The sequence below is a fragment of the Citrobacter werkmanii genome, from assembly GCF_008693645.1.
In the GTDB taxonomy this organism is placed as follows: domain Bacteria; phylum Pseudomonadota; class Gammaproteobacteria; order Enterobacterales; family Enterobacteriaceae; genus Citrobacter; species Citrobacter werkmanii.
Window position 1 is genome coordinate 567564 of sequence record NZ_CP044101.1, and the last position, 16543, is coordinate 584106.

Below are 16543 nucleotides of genomic sequence, written 5' to 3' on the forward strand. Positions count from 1 at the left end.
CTGTAACACGAAATCCTTTGGGGGAGGGTTTTTATATTTCCCTCCCGCTCAGGGGAGGGGTAGGGATAGGATTTGTAGGCCCGATAAGCAGCGCGCCATCGGGCATTTCACGGTTATGGTTATGATGGCATCGCGATGGCCTGCTTCTCTTCGAGCAGTTTCTCAACGACGCCTGGATCGGCGAGGGTTGAGGTATCGCCCAGATTGCTGGTATCGCCCGCCGCGATTTTGCGCAGAATGCGGCGCATAATTTTGCCGGAGCGGGTTTTCGGCAGTGAATCGGTCCAGTGCAGCACATCTGGCGTTGCCAGCGGGCCAATTTCTTTACGCACCCAGTTGCGAACTTCGGCATACAACTCAGGCGACGGTTCTTCGCCGTGATTCAGCGTGACGTAGGCGTAGATCGCCTGGCCTTTAATATTATGCGGAATACCGACCACCGCGGCTTCGGCAATCTTCGGATGCGACACCAGCGCCGATTCGATTTCTGCCGTGCCCAGACGGTGACCAGAGACGTTTAGCACATCGTCCACACGTCCGGTGATCCAGTAATAACCATCTTCATCACGGCGTGCGCCGTCGCCGCTGAAGTACATATTTTTGAAGGTAGAGAAGTAGGTCTGTTCAAAACGTTCATGATCGCCAAACAGCGTTCTCGCCTGGCCTGGCCACGAGTCAATAATCACCAGGTTGCCCTCGGTTGCGCCTTCCAGCGGATTACCTTCGTTATCGACAATCGCAGGCTGCACGCCAAAGAACGGACGGGTTGCGGAACCGGCTTTCAGCTCGGTGGCGCCCGGCAGCGGGGTGATCATGAATCCACCGGTTTCGGTCTGCCACCAGGTATCGACGACCGGACATTTTTCGTTGCCGATCTTCTTCCAGTACCACTCCCACGCTTCCGGGTTGATTGGCTCGCCAACGGAACCCAGGATGCGCAGCGACGAACGGTCAGTACCTTCAATCGCTTTATCGCCTTCTGCCATCAGAGCGCGGATGGCGGTCGGCGCGGTATACAGAATATTGACCTGGTGCTTATCCACAACCTGCGCCATACGCGCCGGGGTAGGCCAGTTGGGCACGCCTTCGAACATCAGCGTGGTTGCGCCGCAGGCCAGCGGACCGTACAGCAGGTAGCTGTGCCCGGTTACCCAACCTACGTCAGCGGTACACCAATAGATATCGCCCTGATGATAGTCAAACACGTACTTAAAGGTGGTTGCGGCGTAGACCAGATATCCGCCGGTGGTGTGCAGCACGCCCTTCGGCTTGCCGGTTGACCCGGAGGTATACAGGATAAACAGTGGATCTTCGGCGTTCATCTCTTCCGGCTGATGTTCCGGGCTGGCTTTCTCGATAAGATCGGACCACCACAGGTCACGACCTTCCTGCCATTCTGTTTTTCCACCGGTACGTTTGAGAACGATAACGTGTTCGACGCTTTTCACGTTCGGGTTTTTCAACGCATCATCGACGTTCTTTTTCAACGGGATAGCGCGTCCGGCGCGCACGCCTTCATCGGCGGTGATCACCAGGCGAGAATTGGAGTCGATGATACGTCCGGCGACGGCTTCCGGGGAGAAACCACCGAAGATGACCGAATGCACCGCGCCAATACGGGCGCAGGCCAGCATGGCGACCGCCGCTTCCGGCACCATCGGCATATATATGGCCACCACATCACCTTTTTTAATGCCTAAATCCAGTAAAGTATTGGCAAAACGACAGACATCGCGATGCAGCTCGCGGTAGGTAATATGTTTGCTTTGGCTGGCGTCGTCGCCTTCCCAGATGATGGCGGTACGATCGCCATTTGCCTGCAGGTGACGGTCAAGGCAGTTCGCCGCCAGGTTTAGCGTGCCATCCTCATACCATTTAATAGAGACGTTGCCTGGCGCAAACGAGGTGTTCTTCACCTGGCTGTACGGCTTGATCCAATCAAGAATCTTTCCCTGCTCGCCCCAAAATGTGTCGGGTTCGTTAACAGATTGCTGGTACTTCGCTTCGTACTGCTCCGGATTTATCAGGCAACGATCCGCAATGTTTGCGGGAATAGCGTGTTTATGTATTTGGCTCATGGCTTTTGTTCTCCTTGTAGGATGTTAATAATATGTCGCATAAACGTTAAATGTAGGGGCTTTGCGAGTTTTGTTTAGTATTTGGGCGGCAGATCACGCAATAAACGAATTGTGCAAATTAGCGACAAACTGAATTTTGAAGAGAACTAGCAAAAATTGATTAATTCTCGCGATAACATGGGGTTATCTGAGAATTGTTGAAAAGGTGATCTGTCTCAGAATTAAACAAAAGAGTGAGTGGTTTGAGGGGGTAACTAACTCTAAAGTGGTATTTTACATACACTTACAATTGATTAAAGACAACATTTTCAGTGTGGTTTCTTGTTACAAATTGGGGGGAGCAATGTCATGACAGTATTCGTGTGGTTGCTGTTATGGAAAACAATAAAAGAACCGCCATTGCAGATAATGGCGTCATCTGGATGAGACCCCTATGGCAAGGACAAAATCACGCGTACGCCGTTTCTTCAGCCTGTTATTACCTTTATTATTTATCTCTGCTGTTCACGCTGAACAAACTCCTGTACCCGCAAAGACCGTCACCGTTGAAGCGAAGAATGAAACCTTCGCCCCTCAGCATCCCGATCAATACCTCTCCTGGAAAGCCACGTCTGAGCAATCAGCCCGTGAAGATGCGCTGGCAGAAGATCCGCGTCTGGTGATCCTGTGGGCGGGATATCCATTCTCGCGCGATTACAACAAACCGCGCGGGCACGCGTATGCGGTGACCGATGTACGTGAAACCTTACGTACCGGCGCACCTAAAACGGCAGAAGACGGCCCGCTGCCGATGGCTTGCTGGAGCTGTAAAAGCCCGGATGTGGCGCGTCTGATCCAGAAAGACGGTGAGGATGGTTACTTCCACGGTAAATGGGCGCGCGGCGGTCCGGAAATTGTTAACAACCTCGGTTGTGCAGATTGCCATAACACCGCGTCGCCGGACTTCGCCAAAGGCAAGCCTGAGCTGACGCTGTCGCGTCCTTACGCTGAGCGCGCGATGGAAGCCATCGGCAAACCGTTTGAGAAAGCCGGTCGCTTTGATCAGCAATCCATGGTCTGCGGCCAGTGCCACGTGGAGTACTACTTCGACGGTAAGAACAAAGCCGTTAAGTTCCCGTGGGATGAGGGCATGAAAGTCGAGAACATGGAGAAATACTACGACACCATCGCCTTCTCTGACTGGACTAACTCTCTGTCCAAAACCCCGATGCTGAAAGCGCAGCACCCAGAATATGAAACCTGGAGCGCGGGCATTCACGGTAAGAACAACGTGACCTGTATCGACTGCCACATGCCGAAAGTGCAAAACGCGGAAGGTAAGATCTATACCGATCACAAGATTGGTAATCCGTTCGATAACTTCGCCCAGACCTGTGCGAACTGCCATACCCAGGACAAAGTGTCCCTGCAAAAAGTGGTCGCCGAGCGTAAACAGGCCATTCATGACCTGAAAATCAAGGTTGAAGATCAACTGGTACATGCGCACTTCGAAGCGAAAGCCGCATGGGATGCGGGTGCGACCGAAGCGGAAATGAAGCCGATTCTGGAAGATATCCGTCATGCACAATGGCGCTGGGACCTGTCTATCGCCTCACACGGTATTCACATGCATGCGCCGGAAGAAGGTCTGCGGATGCTGGGTAGCGCAATGGATAAAGCCGCCGACGCACGTACCAAACTGGTTCGTCTGCTGGCGACCAAAGGCATCACGCATGAAATCCCGTTACCGGATATCTCTACCAAAGAGAAAGCCCAGGCGGCGATTGGTCTGAACATGCAGCAAATCAATGCTGAGAAGCAGGACTTCATCAAAACGGTGATTCCGCAGTGGGAAGAGCAGGCGCGTAAAAACGGTCTGTTAAGCCAATAACCCCATTTCGCCCCGTAAGGGGCGGATAACTCAACGGAGTGAATATGAGCGTATTACGTTCGTTATTAACTGCTGGGGTGCTGGCGTCAGGCCTGTTCTGGAGCCTGAGTGGAATCACTGCCACGCCAACGCCGCAGGAGTCGGATCAACGCTGGACGGTTACTCAGCAGCGTAATCCGGATGCTGCCTGTCTGGATTGTCACAAGCCGGATACCGAAGGCATGCATGGTAAACATGCGCAAGTCATTAACCCGAACAACAAACTGCCGGTCACCTGCACCAACTGTCACGGCCAGCCGTCACCGAACCACCGCGAAGGGGTGAAGGATGTGATGCGCTTTAATGAGCCAATGTACAATGTGGAGCAGCAGAACAGCGTCTGTATGTCCTGTCACCTGCCTGAGCAGTTGCAAAAAGCGTTCTGGCCGCACGATGTCCACGTCACAAAAGTGGCGTGCGCCAGCTGTCACTCACTGCATCCGAAGCAAGACACGATGCAGACGCTAAGCGATAAAGGACGGATCAAGATTTGCGTCGATTGCCACAGCGATCAGCGTAACAATCCGAACTTTAACCCGGCGTCGGTTCCGTTGCTTAAGGAGCATCCATGAGTTGCTCTCGTCGCCAGTTTATCACCGGCGTCGGCGCGCTGGTGGCAGTGAGCGGGACGGCGGGACGCGTTGTGGCGAAGACGCTGAATATCAACGGCGTGCGTTACGGAATGGTACACGATGAGTCATTATGCATCGGCTGCACGGCCTGCATGGATGCTTGTCGGGAAGTCAACAACGTACCGGAAGGCGTATCGCGTCTGACGATTATTCGCAGCGAGCCGCAGGGGACGTTTCCTGATGTGAAATATCGCTTTTTCCGCCACTCGTGCCAGCATTGCGACCATGCCCCCTGCGTTGACGTCTGCCCGACGGGGGCATCGTATCGCGATGCCGCCAACGGCATTGTGGATGTGAACCCTGATCTTTGCGTTGGCTGTCAGTACTGTATCGCCGCGTGTCCTTATCGCGTGCGCTTTATCCATCCGGTGAGCAAAACGGCGGATAAATGCGATTTCTGCCGGAAAACCAACCTGAAAGCGGGCAAACAGCCCGCCTGCGTTGAGTCATGCCCGACGAAGGCGCTGATGTTTGGTAATCTGGACGATCCCAACAGCGATATCTCCCGTTTGTTGCAGCAGAAAAACACCTACCGTTACAAGCTGGCGCTGGGCACAAAACCGAAGGTCTACCGCGTTCCCTTTAAATATGGGGAGGTGAGCCAATGACACCCGCTTCTGCATTTCATTTTGAATCACTGGTGTGGGACTGGCCCATCGCCATCTATCTGTTTCTGATTGGCATCTCCGCCGGACTGGTTACGTTGGCGATTCTGCTGCGTCGCTTCCATCCTGAGGCGGGCGGTTCGGACAGCACGCTGCTGCGCACCACGCTGGTGTTGGGGCCGGGGGCGATTATCTTCGGTCTGCTGATTCTGGTATTCCACCTGACGCGGCCATGGACCTTCTGGAAACTGATGTTCCACTACAGCTTCACCTCGGTGATGTCGATGGGGGTCATGCTGTTCCAGTTTTATATGGTGGTACTGGTGCTGTGGCTGGCAAAAATCTTTGAAAAAGAGGTGATTGCCCTGCAACAACGCTGGCTGCCGCGGTTAGGGATCGTGCAGAAAGCGCTGACGCTGATAACGCCGTTTCATCGTGCGCTGGAGACGTTAATGCTGGTGCTGGCGGTTCTGCTCGGGGCGTACACCGGGTTTTTGCTCTCGGCGCTGAAGTCCTACCCGTTCCTGAATAACCCGATCCTGCCGGTACTGTTCCTGTTCTCCGGGATCTCCTCCGGCGCGGCGGTGGCGCTGATCGCCATGGCGTTACGCCATCGTAGCAACCCGCACAGCACTGAAGCGCACTTTGTACATCGCATGGAAGTCCCGGTGGTATGGCTGGAGATCTTCCTGCTGGCGGCGTTCTTCGTCGGCCTGGCGCTGGGCGATGACGGCAAAATGCGCGCGCTGGCGGCGGCGCTGGGCGGCGGATTCTGGACCTGGTGGTTCTGGCTTGGCGTAGCTGGGCTTGGGCTGATACTGCCGATGCTGCTAAAACCCTGGGCCAACCGCAGTTCGACGTTTCATGGCGTGCTGGCAGTCTGCGGCGCCAGCCTGACCGGCGTACTGTTGCTGCGCTTTTTCATTCTCTATGCGGGTCAGCTAACCGTTGCGTAAGGTGATATCTGGACGTTCTCCTTCCTGAAGCCGGTTTTCTGGCACTGTTATTAAGCCTCGGGGTCAACGTGTTGACCCCGCTTGCCGTGTTGGTGGGTGTCCGCCAGCGCTGGCAGGGCGTGATGCGCCTGGCAAGCGTCGGCGTATGGACGCAGTTTGCGCTGCTGCTGCTGGCTTTTGCCATTCTGGTATTCTGTTTTCTGACCAGCGACTTTTCGGTGGTCTATGTTGCTCAGCACAGCTACAGCCTGCTGCCGTGGGGATTAAAACTGGCGGCGGTGTGGGGCGGCCATGAAGGGTCGCTGCTGTTGTGGGTGCTCTTTCTTTCCGGCTGGAGCGCGCTGTTCGCTCTGTGCTATCGGCGTGATTCTGATCCACTGTTTCCGCTGACGCTCAGCGTCCTGTCAATGGTGACGGCCCTGTTGCTGCTGTTTGTGGTGGTCTGGTCCGATCCCTTCGTGCGTATTTTCCCGCCTGCTATAGAAGGACGGGACCTTAACCCGATGCTGCAACATCTTGGGTTAATCCTCCACCCGCCGCTGCTGTACCTGGGTTACGGTGGTTTGATGGTAGCCGCGGGCGTGGCGCTGGCCTCACTGCTGCGCGGTGACTTTAACGCGCAGAGCGCCTGGGTGTGCTGGCGCTGGGCGTTGCCCGGCTGGTGCGCGCTGACGCTGGGGATAATCCTCGGTTCCTGGTGGGCCTACTGCGAGCTGGGCTGGGGGGGGTGGTGGTTCTGGGACCCGGTCGAAAATGCCTCCTTATTACCCTGGCTCTCCGCCAGCGCGCTGCTGCATAGCCTGTTTGTCACGCGTCAGCGTGGGATCTTCCGCCACTGGTCGCTGCTGCTGGCGATCGTCACACTGATCTTATCGCTGCTGGGGACGCTGATTGTGCGTTCCGGCATTCTTGTTTCGGTACATGCCTTTGCGTTGGATAACGTGCGCGCCGCGCCGCTGTTTGCGCTGTTTAGCGTATTGAGCCTGGCGTCGCTGGGGTTGTACGCCTGGCGAGGCCAGCAAATTCGCCAGAATGCGCGTTTTGGCGGCTGGTCGCGCGAGATGCTGATTCTGGTCGCGCTATTACTTTTTTGCGCGGTGCTACTGATTGTGCTGATTGGCACGCTCTATCCGATGATTTACGGGTTGTTCGGCTGGGGGCGGCTCTCCGTTGGCGCGCCGTACTTTAACCGCGCCACGCTGCCGTTCGGGCTGCTGATGCTGCTGGTTATCGTGCTGGCAACGATCAGAAGCCGCAAAGTCTCTTTGCGTTGTCAGCTTCCGGCACTGCTGGCGCATGCCGGGGTATTGGTGTTTGCGGCTGGGATCGTCTTTTCCAGCGGTAGTCGTCAGGAGATAAGCCTGAACCTGAGTCCGGGGCAGCAGGTCGCGCTTGCGGGCTACATTTTCCGTTTTGAGCGTCTCGACCTGGAAGCAAAAGGTAACTACACCAGTGAAAAAGCGCTGATTACCCTGTGGCAGAATGAGAAGCGCATCGGTAGCCTGCAGCCCGAAAGGCGCTTCTATGCCGCGCGTCGTCAACAGATGATGGAGCCGGGTATCCGCTGGAATCTGATGCATGACTGGTACGCGGTGATGGGCGAAAAAACCGGACCGGACCGTTACGCCATGCGCTTATACGTGCAGACTGGCGTGCGCTGGATTTGGGGAGGAGGATTGTTGATGGTGTTTGGCGCGCTGCTGAGCGCATGGCGAGGGAGGAAGTATCCTGAGTTATTGCCTGATGGCGCTGCGCTTATCAGGCCTACGAGTGAAAAGCAGGGTAGGCCGGATAAGGCGTTCACGCCGCCATCCGGCAAAACGATGTTACTTGTGGCTTTACTGATTTTTCTGCCTTTTGTCACCCATGCCCAGGTGGTGGACACATGGACGTTTGCCAACCCGCAGCAGCAGGAGAAAGCGCTGTCTATTGCCAGTCAGTTGCGCTGTCCGCAGTGTCAGAACCAGAACTTGCTGGAATCCAATGCGCCCGTGGCGGTCAGTATGCGCCATCAGGTTTACAGCATGGTTGCCGAAGGTAAAAGCGAAGCAGAAATCACCGCCTGGATGACCGAGCGTTACGGTGATTTCGTGCGCTACAACCCGCCGTTGAATAAGCAAACGCTGCTGTTGTGGGCGCTGCCGTGCCTGCTGTTATTGCTGGTGGGCGTGGTGATCTGGCAGGTGAGGAAGCGTCAGCACGCAGAAGAGGGCGAACAATGAGCCAGGCCGAACATTCCACTGCGCCGTTACGTCCCATGCCCGTGAAGCGGCTGGCTGCTGCGGCGGTGCTGATGGTGGTGGCCTGCATCGGCGGTTACCTGTTAACGCCAAAATGGCAGGCGGCACGTCAGGAGCAGGCGCGTCTGGCAGACCCCTTACATGCTTTTTCTGATGAAAATATTCAGGAAAAACAGCTATTTTCTCTGCAATCGCAAATTCGTGCGAATCCGCAGGACGCAGTGAAATGGGCGCAACTGGGTGAGTACTATCTGTGGCAAAACGCGTATCATAATGCGCTGCTGGCCTACGAGCAGGCGCTGCGTATACGCGATGAAAACGCCGAAATCTATTCCGCGCTGGCGACGGTGCTGTACTATCAGGCCGGGCAACATATGACGCCGCCCACCCGCGAGATGATTGATAAGGCTCTGGCGCTGGACCCGACAGAGGTCACTGCGCTGATGCTGTTAGCTTCCGATGCGTTTATGCAGGCAGACTACGCTCAGGCTATCTCAGTGTGGCAAAAGGTTATGGATTTAAACTCGCCGAGGGTGAATCGGGCACAGCTCATTGACTCTATTAATATGGCGAAGTTGTTGCAGAATCGGCAAAAATAAATTTGTTTTATTTGTGATTTGTATCATTTTGCCTGTTTAAAAAACAGGCAAACGAACAAGCGAGCAAAAAAAACTCATGCCCTGACTTCTTCATTTTTGAACATATTAAAATTCTTTTATAACAAAAAGTTATTCATCATCACCCCGATAAAATTGCATTTTTATGCAAATAATCAGCGAAAGGCCCTGTTCTCAGAGGGTTGCGCTGAATGCCATGCAGATGATAATGATAATAAGCGTTAAAAAACTCCATAAACGAACGCAACACAAATCATACCCTTTCAGTATGTACTATTCCCACACGCTGCATGTGGAATAGCGCTCCATCGAGGAAGTCCGTTGTTATGAAAAATTTGAAAGTCAGCCTGGCATGGCAGATTCTAATCGCTATGGTGCTGGGCATTCTGCTAGGGAGTTACCTGCATTACCATAGTGACAGCCGTGAATGGCTGATTGTAAACCTGCTGTCTCCGGCGGGCGATATCTTTATCCACCTGATCAAAATGATCGTCGTGCCGATTGTCATCTCTACGTTGATTGTCGGCATAGCCGGGGTGGGCGATGCCAAACAACTGGGCCGTATTGGCGCCAAAACGATTATCTATTTCGAAGTGATCACCACCGTGGCGATTATCCTTGGTATCACGCTGGCGAATGTGTTCCAGCCCGGTACCGGGGTTGATATGTCGCAGCTGGCAACCGTCGATATTTCGAAATATCAGAGCACTACCGCAGAAGTACAGAGCCACGCGCATGGCCTGATGGGCACGATTTTGTCACTGGTGCCGACCAACATCGTCGCGTCGATGGCAAAAGGCGACATGCTGCCGATTATCTTCTTCTCGGTACTGTTCGGTTTAGGTCTGTCTTCTCTGCCGGCAACTCACCGCGAGCCGCTGGTTACCGTGTTCCGCTCGATCTCCGAAACCATGTTTAAAGTGACGCACATGGTGATGCGTTACGCGCCAGTCGGGGTTTTTGCGCTGATCGCTGTTACCGTCGCGAACTTCGGTTTTGCCTCCCTGTGGCCGCTGGCGAAACTGGTGCTGTTGGTGCATTTCGCCATCCTGTTCTTCGCGCTGGTGGTGCTGGGGATCGTCGCGCGCATCTGCGGTTTGAGCATCTGGATCCTGATCCGCATTCTGAAAGATGAGCTGATTCTGGCCTACTCGACCGCCAGTTCTGAGAGCGTGCTGCCGCGTATTATTGAGAAGATGGAAGCCTACGGCGCGCCGGCGTCAATCACCAGCTTTGTGGTGCCGACCGGTTACTCATTCAACCTTGATGGCTCAACGCTGTACCAGAGCATCGCCGCTATCTTTATTGCTCAGCTGTACGGTATCGATCTGTCGCTGTGGCAGGAAATCGTGCTGGTGCTGACGCTGATGGTGACCTCAAAAGGGATTGCGGGCGTGCCGGGCGTATCGTTTGTGGTGCTGTTGGCAACGCTTGGCAGCGTGGGGATCCCGCTGGAAGGTCTGGCGTTTATTGCCGGTGTTGACCGTATCCTCGATATGGCGCGTACTGCGCTGAACGTGGTGGGTAATGCGCTGGCCGTGCTGGTTATCGCCAAGTGGGAACACAAATTTGACCGCAAGAAAGCGCTGGCCTATGAGCGCGACGTGCTGGGCAAATTTGATAAGACTGCTAATCAGTAATTAATGACAGATTGCCGGATGGCGCTTGCGCCGCCATCCGGCAATGCAAACCATTAGCCGTTGGCTAACTTATCAAACTCTTCGCAGCCGGTATCGAATCCTTCCATACAGCTCAGATTCAACCAGTGCAGCGCTTTCTGTTTATTCTTCTCGATAAAACCCTGCTCGCCGTTTAAGAACATCATCCCGGCCCAGTATTCGGAATACCCGGTGCGGGAAATGGCTGAACTACGCTTGAAATACCACGTCGCTTTCTCATCGTCAGCAGGAATACCGACGCCGTTGGCGTAAATCAGTCCGAGCAGCATTTGCGCGTCGACGGCGGAGTCATTTTCCAGATCCTCGGAGGCGTTTTGCAGCAAGGTAATGGCTTTGGGGTAATCGGTGCGGCCTGCCTGGGTGTTCACCAGAATACGCGCCAGCGTAATTTCCCCCGCCTTACTGCCCGCCTGCGTCGCTTTTTCCGCCAGCGTTTTGGCCTGAGGGTAATCCAGACTGACCGGATTGGTTATCTTAATTTGCGCCAGCAAAGCATATGCATCCGCATCACCGTTGTCGGCGGCTTTTTGCGCCCAGTATTCGGCTTTGCTTAAATCGCCGGAACTGAACCAGGTATCGGCGAGGAAATACTGCGCGCGTCGGTCACCTGCCTCTGCTGCCTGTAGATACTGGCTTCCGGGTTCAGTATCACTGGCATGGGCAAAGAATGTCACGAAGAACATCAATGCAAGAAGTTGTTTCATTTTGAGTTTTATTTAGGGTACGGAGTAGACAGTATAAAGAGATCGCGTGCATAAAAAAACGGCCTCCGAATGGAGGCCGTAGGCTCAGGCTTAACCCATCGCGCTTTCGCGCAGGCTGGCTTTCAGCTTGGTGTACTCATCAATAACATACTGTTCGGCAGCGCGCTGATCGGCAATGCGTTCAACGTTAACGGCACAGTATTTGTACTCCGGCGTTTTGGTAATCGGGCTTAAGTTCTCGGTTACCAGTTCATTACATGCCCCAATCCACCACTGGTAGGTCATGTAAATCGCGCCTTTGTTTGGACGATCGCTGACTGCCGCGCGGGTAATAACCCGGCCTTTACGTGAGTTAACCCACACCAGATCTTCATCCTGAATACCCAGACGCTCTGCGTCAGCGGTGTTGATCTGGGCATAGCCCGGCTCATCCGCCAGCGCGGCCAGCGCCGCACAGTTACCGGTCATCGAACGGCAAGAGTAGTGGCCGACTTCACGCACCGTCGACAGTACCATCGGGTACTCTGGGGTGAGTTTGTCGATTGGCGCTACCCAGTCGCAGGTGAAGAACTGCGCCAGGCCGTTCGGGGTGTCAAACTTCTCTTTGAAGAGGTAAGACGTACCCTGGTCGGCATCTGAGGTGTCGCGGCAAGGCCACTGGATATAACCCAGTTCGCCCATTTTCTCGTAAGTGGCGCCGTAGAAATCCGGGCACAGATGACGCAACTCGTCCCAGATTTCCTGGGTGTTGTTGTAGTGCATCGGGTAGCCCATACGGGTGGCGATTTCACTGATAATCTGCCAATCCGTTTTCAGATCCCACTTCGGCTCAACGGCTTTAAAGAAGCGCTGGAAGCCACGGTCCGCCGCAGAGAAGACGCCTTCATGCTCGCCCCATGACGTAGACGGTAAAATAACGTCTGCGGCAGCGGCGGTTTTGGTCATGAAGATATCCTGCACGATGACCAGTTCCAGATCCTCAAAGCCTTTGCGCACTGCGGAGAGCTCAGCATCGGTCTGTAATGGATCTTCACCCATAATGTACGCCGCGCGCACTTCGCCATGCGCTGCACGGTGCGGCAGTTCGCTGATGCGATAGCCGGTATGCGCAGGCAGGCTTTCCACGCCCCAGGCTTTAGCGAATTTCTCACGGTTTTCCGGGAATTTCACGTACTGATAGCCCGGATAGGTATCCGGCAGCGCGCCCATGTCGCATGCGCCCTGAACGTTGTTCTGGCCACGAACCGGGTTAACGCCCACGCTTGGCTTACCGAGGTTACCGGTCAGCATCGCGAGGCTGGTCAGTGAACGCACGGTTTCCACACCCTGATAGAACTGGGTCACACCCATGCCCCACAGAATTGCCGCGCTTTTCGCCGTGGCGTACATACGTGCAGCCTGACGAATATCGTGCGCGCTAACGCCCGTGATATCTTCGACGGACTCCGGCGTATAGCCTTCGACAATCTTGCTGTACTCTTCGAATCCTTCCGTACGGGAGGCGACGAACGCCTGGTCGTACAGTTTTTCTTCGATGATGACATGCCCCATGGCGTTGAGCAGCGCGATGTTCGAGCCGTTTTTCAACGCGATGTGCATGTCGGCAATACGCGCGGTTTCAATTTTGCGCGGATCGCAGACGATAATTTTCGCCCCGTTACGTTTAGCGTTAATCACGTGATTCGCCACGATCGGGTGGGAATCCGCCGGGTTATACCCGAAGATGAACACTAAATCCGTGTTATCAATTTCATTGATAGCATTACTCATTGCGCCGTTACCGACCGATTGGTGCAGACCTGCAACCGAAGGGCCGTGTCAGACGCGAGCGCAGCAGTCGACGTTATTGGTACCAATAACGGCGCGCGCGAATTTTTGCATTACATAGTTGGTTTCGTTACCTGTACCGCGAGATGAACCGGTCGTCTGAATAGCGTCCGGGCCGTATTTCGCTTTGATGGCGCTCAGGCGATCGGCGACGTAATTCAGCGCTTCATCCCAGGAAACAGATTCCAGTTTGCCGCCACGCTGGCGACGGATCATTGGGGTTTTCAGACGAGGGGTCAGGATCTGGGTATCATTAATAAAATCCCAGCCATAGTAGCCCTTCAGACACAGGGTACCCTGGTTGGTTTTCCCCTGCGCCGCCTCAGCCCGGACGATTTTGCCGTTATCGACCACCAGGTTGATTTTGCAACCTGATGCGCAATATGGGCAAACCGTGACGACTTTTTTCATCGGTCTCGCTCCAGTTAATCAAATCGCGCATACGCGCTTGTCGCTTTGCTTATGCATCTTTTATGCCATGTTTTTTTCAGGGGCATTAGTCGATATTACGGGCGATTTTTGGTCAAAACTCTGACGAAAAACAGGCTGTCGTCATATTTGACGTGACGAATCTCCAATACGTGACGGTCCGGCAGTGTGACCGAGGTTATGTTTCCCGCACAACCTTGTGCCTTATCGCTGTCACTCTGTGCAGAATCAATCACACTCATTTAAGTTGGCCAGAAATGGGGAAAAACAATGAAGCCAGCCATACTGGTTGTGGATGATGACGAGGCTGTCTGCACGCTATTACAGGATGTGCTGAGCGAGCACGTCTTTGCAGTGAGCGCGTGCCATAGCGGACAGGATGCGCTGCGCTGCATTGAGACTCAGCCGGATATCGCTCTGGTATTGCTGGACATGATGTTGCCCGATATCAACGGTCTGATGGTGCTGCAGCAGGTGCAAAAGATGAGGCCCGGATTACCGGTAGTCATGCTGACGGGCTTAGGTAGCGAATCGGATGTGGTGGTCGGGCTGGAAATGGGCGCTGACGACTATATTGGGAAACCGTTCAATGCGCGGGTGCTGGTGGCGCGGGTAAAGGCGGTGCTCAGACGCGTTGGCGTGTTGACGGCAGAAAGCGGCAGTCCGCAAACCACGGGGCTTTCATTTAATGGCTGGCATCTGGATACCGCCGGTTGTCAGTTACATAATCCTCAGCAACTGAAGGTGGAACTGACTCAGGGTGAGTACAGCCTGCTGCTGGCGCTGGCGCAAAACGCTCGTCGGGTGCTCAGCCGCGAGCAATTGCTGGAACTGACGCGCAGCGACAGCGTTGAGGTATTTGACCGCACCATTGATGTGTTAATCATGCGGCTGCGGCGCAAAATAGAGAACAACCCGCACCAGCCAATGCTGATCAAAACCCTGCGCGGGCTGGGCTATGTGTTTGCCGCCGATGTGCAGCATCACGATAAGGCGGCGTGAGCGTCAGCCATCAGCCATAGTCGCTTTTAACTCAGCCAGCGTTTTCGCGCCATCTATCGCGTTGGCGCACAGTAGGCTTGCGCGCGCGCAGGCGTGCGCCAGTCTGATGCTGTCTGCCAGCGACCAGCGCTCATGACAGCCATACAAAAATCCGGCGCAAAACGCATCTCCTGCGCCGACGCTGCCGACAATCTCTTCTTGCGCCAGTAACTGTGACGGTATCCAGATGCCGGCTCGATCCGGTTCTTCACCCCAGGCGCCTTCCGGACAGTGAATCACCACCCGCTGGCGCACGCCTGCATCCAGCAGTTCGCGCGCGGCGGTAGCGATATGGGGAATATGCAGCTCGCCGTTGGGCTGGCGAATCTCCAGCCCGCTGAACTCTCCGGCCTCCAGCTCGTTAATCACCAGATAGTCGAGATGGCGCAGGGCCGGCATCACCAGAGGCTGGTAGCGCGGGTCGCCCTTACGCGATACCAGATCCAGGGACGTTTCAAAGCCGTTGTCGCGCATTTGCGCCAGCAGCCGTGCGCTACGCGTCCCGTACTCCTCATCCGGCATGTCCAGACTGTCGAGCAGCAGCAGATAGCCAAGATGGAAGATTTTCATCGAGGTATCCAGTTGCTCAAAGGCGGGTAAGTCCAGTAGTCGATTGGCGCCGGGCGAGTGAAAAAAAGTTCGTTGCCCGCTGGGGTCGGTCATCACCTGCGACATCGACGTGGGGGCGAATGTGGTGCGCTGCACATGCTGGCGATTAACGTGATACTGCTCCAGCATCGCCATGATGTAGTCGCCGTCGCTGTCCTGACCGATTAACCCCACCGCCTGCAGCGGCAATCCGGTGTGCATTTTCGCCAGCGTCAGCAGCACGTTCAGCGGCGCACCACCCGTGGCGCGTTCGCTTCGAGTGATTTCCGCCAGCCAGCCGCGTTCCGGCCATTGCACAATTTGATGGACATGATCGACCAGCATGTTGCCTGCGGCGATAACGCCTTTGCGTTCCATCAGACCTGCCCCGCGCTGCCAAAAATGCGCATTTGTTCTGAAACGGTATCGGTAATGGCCTCTTCAATAGCCAGCAGCAGTTCGGCAAACTCGTCGTACAGCGGCTGGCGATTGGCCATCCGTGACTCTACCGCTGTCAGCGCCGCCTGCGACATGCCGGTGTAGAAGTTGATTTTGTGAATACCGAGTTCAATTGCGCGCTTGAAATCGTCATTGCTGATGCCGGAGCCGCCGTGCAGTACCAGCGGGATCGCCGCCTGCTGGCGAATAGCGTCCAGACGCGGGAAGTCGAGCACCGGTTCGCCTTTATATTTGCCGTGCGCATTGCCAATGGCGACCGCCAGCGCGTCAATTCCGGTTCTGTCGACGAAATCACGCGCCATCATCGGGTCGGTAAACAACGATTCGTCAGCATGACCGTACAGCGCGCCGCCTTCATCGCCACCCACTGCGCCCAGTTCGGCTTCCACCGAGACGCCGATGGCGTGGCACATCTTCACCACTTCGCGGGTCTGGCGGATATTTTCTTCATACTCCAGCGTGGAGCCATCGAACATCACTGAACTGAAACCTAAGCGTAGCGCCCGCACCACTGACTCAAAGTGCAGGCCGTGGTCAAGGTTCAGCACCACCGGAATGTCGTGCCTGGCGGCTTCAAATTTGACCGCTTCGACCAGAGAATCCAGCGAGATATATTTAAAATGTACTTCGGCGATGTTGATAATGAACGGCGAACGTTCCTGTTTAGCCGCGGCAAACAGGGCGCGCAGGAAATGTGAGTCCAGAACGTTAAACGCGCCTAGGGCATAGCGGTGCTCGCGGGCATGGGCCAGGCCATCGGCGAGGGATATTAACGGCAT

General features: G+C 55.1%; 13 protein-coding genes. 8 read left to right on the plus strand and 5 right to left on the minus strand.

What is annotated here, in order from left to right; all coding sequences use genetic code 11:
• Positions 1–119 precede the first annotated feature (119 nt).
• On the minus strand, positions 120–2078 hold the full coding sequence (gene acs, locus FOB24_RS03405) for an acetate--CoA ligase (protein WP_038636301.1): 1959 nt from the start codon (positions 2076–2078) through the stop codon (positions 120–122).
• A gap of 433 nt (positions 2079–2511) precedes the next feature.
• On the opposite strand from acs, the gene nrfA reads away from it, so the two are divergent.
• The 7 genes from nrfA to gltP all read left to right on the plus strand — a co-directional run bounded on the left by nrfA (position 2512) and on the right by gltP (position 10677).
• Positions 2512–3948, plus strand: a complete 1437-nt coding sequence (gene nrfA / locus FOB24_RS03410; RefSeq protein WP_150344509.1) for an ammonia-forming nitrite reductase cytochrome c552 subunit — start codon at positions 2512–2514, stop codon at positions 3946–3948.
• A 44-nt stretch (positions 3949–3992) separates the two neighbouring features.
• A complete protein-coding gene (nrfB, locus tag FOB24_RS03415; RefSeq protein ID WP_038636307.1) occupies positions 3993–4559 on the plus strand; it encodes a cytochrome c nitrite reductase pentaheme subunit in 567 nt (188 codons plus the stop codon).
• Positions 4556–5227, plus strand: a complete 672-nt coding sequence (gene nrfC / locus FOB24_RS03420) for a cytochrome c nitrite reductase Fe-S protein (protein ID WP_150344510.1) — start codon at positions 4556–4558, stop codon at positions 5225–5227. Before nrfB ends, nrfC begins: the two co-directional genes overlap by 4 nt.
• Positions 5224–6180 (plus strand): cytochrome c nitrite reductase subunit NrfD, encoded by a 957-nt coding sequence (gene nrfD, locus FOB24_RS03425; protein WP_150344511.1) that lies wholly within the window; start codon positions 5224–5226, stop codon positions 6178–6180. The genes nrfC and nrfD overlap by 4 nt, the downstream gene beginning before the upstream one ends.
• Positions 6181–6188: 8 nt before the next feature.
• Entirely contained in the window at positions 6189–8402 is a 2214-nt protein-coding gene (gene nrfF / locus FOB24_RS03430) for a heme lyase NrfEFG subunit NrfF (RefSeq protein ID WP_150344512.1), read from the plus strand.
• Positions 8399–9019: a heme lyase NrfEFG subunit NrfG gene (gene nrfG, locus FOB24_RS03435; RefSeq protein WP_150344513.1), complete on the plus strand. Its 621-nt coding sequence runs from the start codon at positions 8399–8401 to the stop codon at positions 9017–9019. The genes nrfF and nrfG overlap by 4 nt, the downstream gene beginning before the upstream one ends.
• A 344-nt stretch (positions 9020–9363) precedes the next feature.
• The gene (gltP, locus tag FOB24_RS03440) at positions 9364–10677 is read left to right on the plus strand and encodes a glutamate/aspartate:proton symporter GltP (protein WP_038636320.1); all 1314 of its coding nucleotides are present in this window, start codon (positions 9364–9366) and stop codon (positions 10675–10677) included.
• A gap of 53 nt (positions 10678–10730) precedes the next feature.
• On the opposite strand, the gene yjcO is transcribed toward gltP, so the two are convergent.
• Positions 10731–11420 (minus strand): Sel1 family TPR-like repeat protein YjcO, encoded by a 690-nt coding sequence (gene yjcO, locus FOB24_RS03445; protein ID WP_038636323.1) that lies wholly within the window; start codon positions 11418–11420, stop codon positions 10731–10733.
• A 90-nt stretch (positions 11421–11510) separates the two neighbouring features.
• Complete coding sequence (gene fdhF / locus FOB24_RS03450; RefSeq protein WP_079225655.1) at positions 11511–13658, minus strand: formate dehydrogenase subunit alpha; 2148 nt, start codon at positions 13656–13658, stop codon at positions 11511–11513.
• A 288-nt stretch (positions 13659–13946) separates the two neighbouring features.
• Between fdhF and FOB24_RS03455 the strand changes: the two genes are divergently transcribed.
• A complete protein-coding gene (locus FOB24_RS03455) occupies positions 13947–14678 on the plus strand; it encodes a response regulator transcription factor (RefSeq protein ID WP_121529846.1) in 732 nt (243 codons plus the stop codon).
• A 3-nt stretch (positions 14679–14681) separates the two neighbouring features.
• Here FOB24_RS03455 and FOB24_RS03460 read toward each other — a convergent pair whose 3' ends face one another.
• Together FOB24_RS03460 and FOB24_RS03465 are read right to left on the minus strand one after the other, a co-directional pair.
• On the minus strand, positions 14682–15686 hold the full coding sequence (locus tag FOB24_RS03460; RefSeq protein ID WP_121529848.1) for a carbohydrate kinase family protein: 1005 nt from the start codon (positions 15684–15686) through the stop codon (positions 14682–14684).
• Complete coding sequence (locus FOB24_RS03465) at positions 15683–16543, minus strand: ketose 1,6-bisphosphate aldolase (RefSeq protein ID WP_110496213.1); 861 nt, start codon at positions 16541–16543, stop codon at positions 15683–15685. Before FOB24_RS03465 ends, FOB24_RS03460 begins: the two co-directional genes overlap by 4 nt.